We start from the raw sequence: 5813 nt of genomic DNA, 5'->3' as shown, positions 1-5813 counted from the left end.
AATGATTAGAAGGTTTTTGCCAAAAGGAAGTAGCTTTAAGAATCTTAGTAGAAATCAAATTAAAAGAATTGAAAAATGGATTAATAATTATCCTAGGAAGATGTTTGGTTTTAAAAGTTCTAATAATATATTTGAAATAGGTTTAAATGTAGCATAAATAAACACATCATATGAGGTGTTTTTTTCCATAAAGGCTGTGCATTTTATATTGCAATTTTCAGAATAGTTAAAATTCCTATAATTACTTTTATTTTTACCGCCTAATTGATATAATAAAAATGTTATGCTGATATTAATTAACTAGTAATGGGTTATGAGTGATGAGTAATCAGTAAGTTCAAATATCAGTAAAGGATACATTAAATAGCTAGAAGAGGATGATATGAGATGAAAGAGATCTATTTAGATAATGCAGCAACTACAAAGCCTTATGATAAGGTAGTAAATAGGGTAACAGAAGTTTTAAAAAACTATTATGGCAATCCTTCTTCACTACATAGAAAAGGGATAGAAGCTGAAAAGATAATTAAAGAAGCTAGAAGGGAGATTGCTAAGAAGCTTAAGGTAAAACCTAATGAGATATACTTCACCTCTGGAGGGACTGAAGGCAATAATATGCTCATCAAGGGAGGGGTAAAGGCTCTTAAAAGATACGGTAATAGAATAATTACCTCCTCTATAGAACACCCTTCAGTCTTAGAGGTCTTTAATAGGCTAGAAGAGGAAGGTTTTGATGTTATACGTTTAAGTGTAGATAAAGAAGGTATAATAGACATAGAAGAGCTTAAGAGCTATTTAAATGATGATACTATCCTTGTAAGTATTATGGGAATCAACAATGAGATCGGTACTATACAGCCTTTGGCCCAGATAGGTGAAATATTAAGTAAATACGAAAGACTTTACTTTCATATTGATGGAGTACAGACCTTTGGCAAGTGGAATCTCCATCCTTCAAAGATAAGAGCAGATTTATGTACTATTAGTTCCCATAAAGTCCACGGGCCAAAGGGTGTTGGTGCAGTCTATATTAAAGATGGTAGCAGGATAACTAACCTCATAGCTGGAAGTGGGCAAGAAAGTGGTATCAGACCAGGTACTGAGAATGTTCCTGGAATTGCTGGTTTTGCTAAAGCTACAGAGTTGATCTTTGAGCGGGTAGATAAAGAAAGACTATACTCTTTAAAGGAGCTTTTGGTAAAGCGAATATTAAATGAGATAGATGATACTCAGTTAAACGGGCCAAAGATTAGAGAGGGAGCACCCCATATTGCCAATATATCCTTTGCTGGGATCAAAGGTGAAGTCTTAATACATAGCTTAGAGCGGGAAGGGATTTACTTATCGACTGGAGCGGCCTGCTCTTCAAAACAAGATACGCCTAGTTATATCCTAGAAGCTATTGGAGTTTCAAGAGAAATGATGGAGGGGGCAATAAGGTTTAGTTTATCTGATACTATAGATGAAGACCATATAAATTATACTGTAGATAAGGTAAAAGAGAATGTACAAATGCTAAGAAAAATAATGATGAGGTGATAAAGTTGGAAAAATTATATTTAATACGTTATGGAGAGATTGGAACCAAGGGGAAGAATAGATTCATCTTTGAAGATAAATTAAAGTCGAATATACTTAAGTCTTTAAAAGGAGAAGGTGGACACTTAAGGGTTTATAAGACCTATGGACGTATCTATGTAGAGACTGATATAGAGGAAGATAAGGTCTTAAATCGTTTAACTAAGATATTTGGGATTGTTGGTGTCTGCCCTACAGAGAAGGTGGCTTTAGATGTACAAGAGATAAAGGATGCTTGTTTGAAGTTGGTTAAAAAGGATCTATCTGAAGAAGGAGTAACTAGCTTTAAGATCAGTGCAAGACGTAATAACAAACAGTTTGAACTAGATAGTATGGAGTTAAACCGGGAGCTTGGGGCTCATGTTCTAATAAATATAGAGGATGGTCGTTTAAAGGTTGATGTACATAACCCAGAAATCGATGTGAATGTTGAAATAAGAGAAAAGTTTGCTTATGTTTATACCAAAGACATCCCAGGAGTTAAAGGGCTCCCAGTAGGGGTTACAGGGACCTCAGGGTTGCTTCTATCTGGAGGTATTGATAGTCCAGTAGCAGGATGGATGATTATGAAGCGTGGAGCTAAGGTAGTTCCTATTTATTTTCACTCCTTTCCTTTTACCAGTGATAGGGCCAAAGAGAAGGTTATTGAGTTAACTGAGGTGTTGGCCCAATATCAAGGGCCAACTGATCTTCATGTAGTCCACTTCACCGACATCCAAACTCAGATGAATGAGAGTTGTCCTAAAGAGCTTACAACGATCATTATGAGAAGGCTGATGATGAGAATCGCCGAAAGAATAACTATAAATAATGGTGGTAAGTCTTTGATTACAGGTGAGAGTATGGGTCAAGTAGCCAGCCAGACTATGGAGTCTATGTATGTTACCAATATGATCCCTAAGATGCCTATTTTTAGACCATTAATTGGCTTGGACAAGGTAGAGATAATAGCTAGGGCTGAAAGGATAGGTACCTACGATATATCTATTAGACCTTATGAAGATTGCTGTACTATCTTTGTCCCTGAATCTCCTGAGACCAGCCCTACGGTAAAACAGATAGAGATAGGAGAGAAGGACCTAGATGTAGAGGATCTAATTGAAAAGGCTATCGAAGAGGTAGAGATTATAAGAATAAATCCTTATAGCTAATATATAGATTAAAATATGAAAGCTCCTTACTATACTGTAAGGAGCTTCAAGCTACTCCCGAGATAAAGAAGGGGAGTAGCTTGTTTTTTATGGGGGCTAGTATATTAACTACTCTTCAAAGAATTTTTTTGGATGAAGAGCATAAGGCATCTAATTTGAATAGATAAAGGGGTATATCTTTTCCGTTTTTATGGTAATTATTAGAGGATTAACCTTTGTTTTGTAGAATTATAAGGTGTAGATAGAGGATTTAAATGAAATAAGACATAAACACAAATCTATTTATCATTTTAACGAAATACTTAATTAAGTGTTTCGTTAACTTTAAGTTATCTAAAATGCCATATTTAAATTTATCTTAATAAAAATATAATTACATATAAGGGGGTAATACTATGTCAATTGAAACATCTGGTCCCCAAGGTTATGAATATCAATATTTAGTTTCCTTATTGATTACTTTAAGAGTTATTCATAATGAAAATATTGAAGTTTTAATTGAAAATCAGGATGGTGAAGATGCACAAATAAAGTATATTAAGAATGGTAAGGAGGAAATAATCGATATTCAAGTTAAAAAACGTTCTCAGCCAATAGAGATTGATGAATATTGTAAGTGGATAAGCCATTTTGAAAATCGTAATTTTAGAAGTAATTTATTAACAAAGTTAAAAAAGGATAAAAATAGAATTGCTATATTTATTACAAATCAAAGATGTAAAGATGAAGTTAGTATATTTTTAAGTGAAAATGAGGAAATAAGACAATTAAGCAAACCAATCAATTCAAAAAAAATTAGTTCTATAAAAAGTTATATTTTATCAGTATATCAAAAAAAAATTGGAATAGAAAAGAAAAGAAGATTATTTCTAAAAGATTTTTTGAAAGATATTTCTAATGAAGAATTAAAGAATGTTTTAAGAAGAATGATAATTTTTACTCAATATAAAGAAGAGAATGTTGAATTTGAAATAAAAACAATCCTTAATAGTAAATTTAATATTACACAAAATTGTTTAAATAATGTTATTTTAGAATTATTAGAAGTAATTAAGAAAGGTAGAGATACTAAACAAAATATAGTCTCAGATATATATGATAGATTAGAAAAATCTAAAGGAGAAAAAATTTTTCATTATGACAAATTTTATTTTAAAAGAGATAAAGTTAAAAAATGTATAGATATATTAAATGAAGAGAATGTATTATTATTAACTGGAATTTCCCAATGCGGAAAAACTTATGTAGCACAAGATATTGCACAAAAGTTTCAGGATAGCGGATATAATATTGAAAGAACTTATGATTATAATGAGGCTATTAGTTTTTTAAAGAGATCAATTTCGGATGATAGATTATGTATATTGGATGATCCATTTGGAGCAATAGAAGTTAAAGATAATGGGTTATTAATATTAAAGAATATTAAAGAATTAATAAATAACTTGAGAAAAGATAGAAAATTAATAATAACTACAAGAAAAGATATATTATACAAAATTAAAGAAAGCAAATCGTTGGAAGAGTGCAGTATTTTAGGAGTTAAATGGTTGGATTTAACAGTGGTGAAAAAAGATGAATATAAAAAAATATGGAGTAGATATTTTAAAAATAATAATAAATCAAATGATTTATTTAATGAAGTTTATAATTACTTAAATAAAAATGAAAATGGTGGATTTTTACAACCTGGACAGATAAAAGAGTTATTCTATAATAAAACTATAGATGAATTATCTACTTTAAATATAAGTGAAGTAATTGAAATTGCTCGAACCGATTCAAAAGAATTAGCAAAAAAGATTAAAAATAAAGATGAAGATTATTCAAAGTTAATGATTGCACTATGGTTAGGATGTAATACTATTGAATCTATGAAATTAAATGATTTAAAATATCTATTAGGTGAATCAGATGAAAAACCGTCTTTACTTGAGGAAAAAAAGAATTGGAATGGAATAAGCCATAGTTTCAATAGAGATATATCAATACCAAAATTCCCTAAGTATAAATATAATTATGAACTAAATAATGTTTACAAAAAAGGTTTACAATACTTGTATGATCATGGATATATTAGCATTGAAAATGAAAATATAACCTTTAATCATCCTATTTATAATAACGCAGGTAAATTTTTATTTAAAAAAGAACTAAATACTTTATTTAACTCTGAAAATAACATAAAGTTAGCTTATAGGTCTTTAGGAATTTTGGATAAAACTTCTGTAATGAATACTATTAGAATTCTTGAAGAAATTTATTTAGAAGAAAAAAATAATTCCATAAAAAGATTAATTTTAAAAGGTTTATATTCAATATTTCCAGCTGTTAAAGATAGAGTAGTCTCTTTTTTTGATTCAAGAATTAATGAATTATCTAAAGAAGAACAAGAAAATTTTATTGACCAATTATTTTTTGATGAAAATATTGAAGGTAGTTCTATTTTATGGTACAAAGAAGAACCTTGGTTTAATACATCAAATGAAAGAAAATTTCATTCTTATTTAATGAATAATAAATTAAGTGATACGGAAATTATTCAAATTAAGCAAGCAGTAATTAATAATGAATTAATTTCTTCAAAAAGAATGTGGGACTTATTAAATGAAACTAATTTTATATTTGAAATAAAAGAATATGAAATTATATTGAAAAAGGCTTTAAAATTTAAAGAAGCGTTTATAAGAGGAAAAGCTATATATAGTTTATTTAAAGATTATGCCTATAATTATAATAAAATTGATAAATATCTGGATTCAAATGAGCATCCAAATGTTATTTATAATTTATTTAAAGGTATGTTAAAATCATATGAAAAATATGATAATAATAAAAAATTAAAAATAATTAATTTTATAAAAAATAATTTTGATAATATGTCAGTATCAATAAAGTTCAAAAAATTTCTAGAGAATTTTGGTGATAAATATAATCAAGATATTATTGAGTGGGATAATTATTCTGATAAACAGAAGGTTGAATTATGGGAGGTATGGTATGAACTAATTATTGAATTAATGATTAAGTTTCCTTCAAAACATACTAGTATGAATCAACCTCATTTAGATAGTGTGATGAAAA

3 protein-coding genes and 1 pseudogene are annotated in these 5813 nt (G+C 28.9%); all 4 read left to right on the top strand.

Annotation, left to right across the window (positions count from 1 at the left end):
* Positions 1 to 157 (top strand): annotated as a pseudogene (locus HALSAC_RS17860) (IS30 family transposase); the annotation flags it as partial.
* Positions 158 to 387: 230 nt separating this feature from the next.
* Positions 388 to 1539, top strand: coding sequence for a cysteine desulfurase family protein (locus tag HALSAC_RS0112010; RefSeq protein ID WP_027340455.1), 1152 nt, complete (start codon positions 388 to 390; stop codon positions 1537 to 1539).
* A 5-nt stretch (positions 1540 to 1544) separates the two neighbouring features.
* Positions 1545 to 2729 carry a tRNA uracil 4-sulfurtransferase ThiI gene (gene thiI / locus HALSAC_RS0112005; RefSeq protein ID WP_027340454.1) on the top strand — a complete coding sequence of 395 codons (1185 nt, stop codon included), beginning with the start codon at positions 1545 to 1547 and terminating at the stop codon, positions 2727 to 2729.
* Positions 2730 to 3124: 395 nt separating this feature from the next.
* The coding region (locus tag HALSAC_RS15895; RefSeq protein WP_035571873.1) for an nSTAND3 domain-containing NTPase at positions 3125 to 5813 on the top strand (2689 nt) is incomplete at its 3' end.

It is taken from the genome of Halonatronum saccharophilum DSM 13868 (genome assembly GCF_000517025.1).
Taxonomy (GTDB): Bacteria; Bacillota; Halanaerobiia; order Halobacteroidales; family Halobacteroidaceae; genus Halonatronum; species Halonatronum saccharophilum.
Note: the sequence above shows the minus strand (reverse complement) of the source record. Positions and strands in the feature narration are given on the sequence as shown.

Excerpts from the sequence above, each read along its gene's own strand:
- HALSAC_RS0112010 (WP_027340455.1), top strand. The coding sequence starts at position 388 with ATGAAAGAGATCTATTTAGATAATGCAGCAACTACAAAGCCTTATGAT.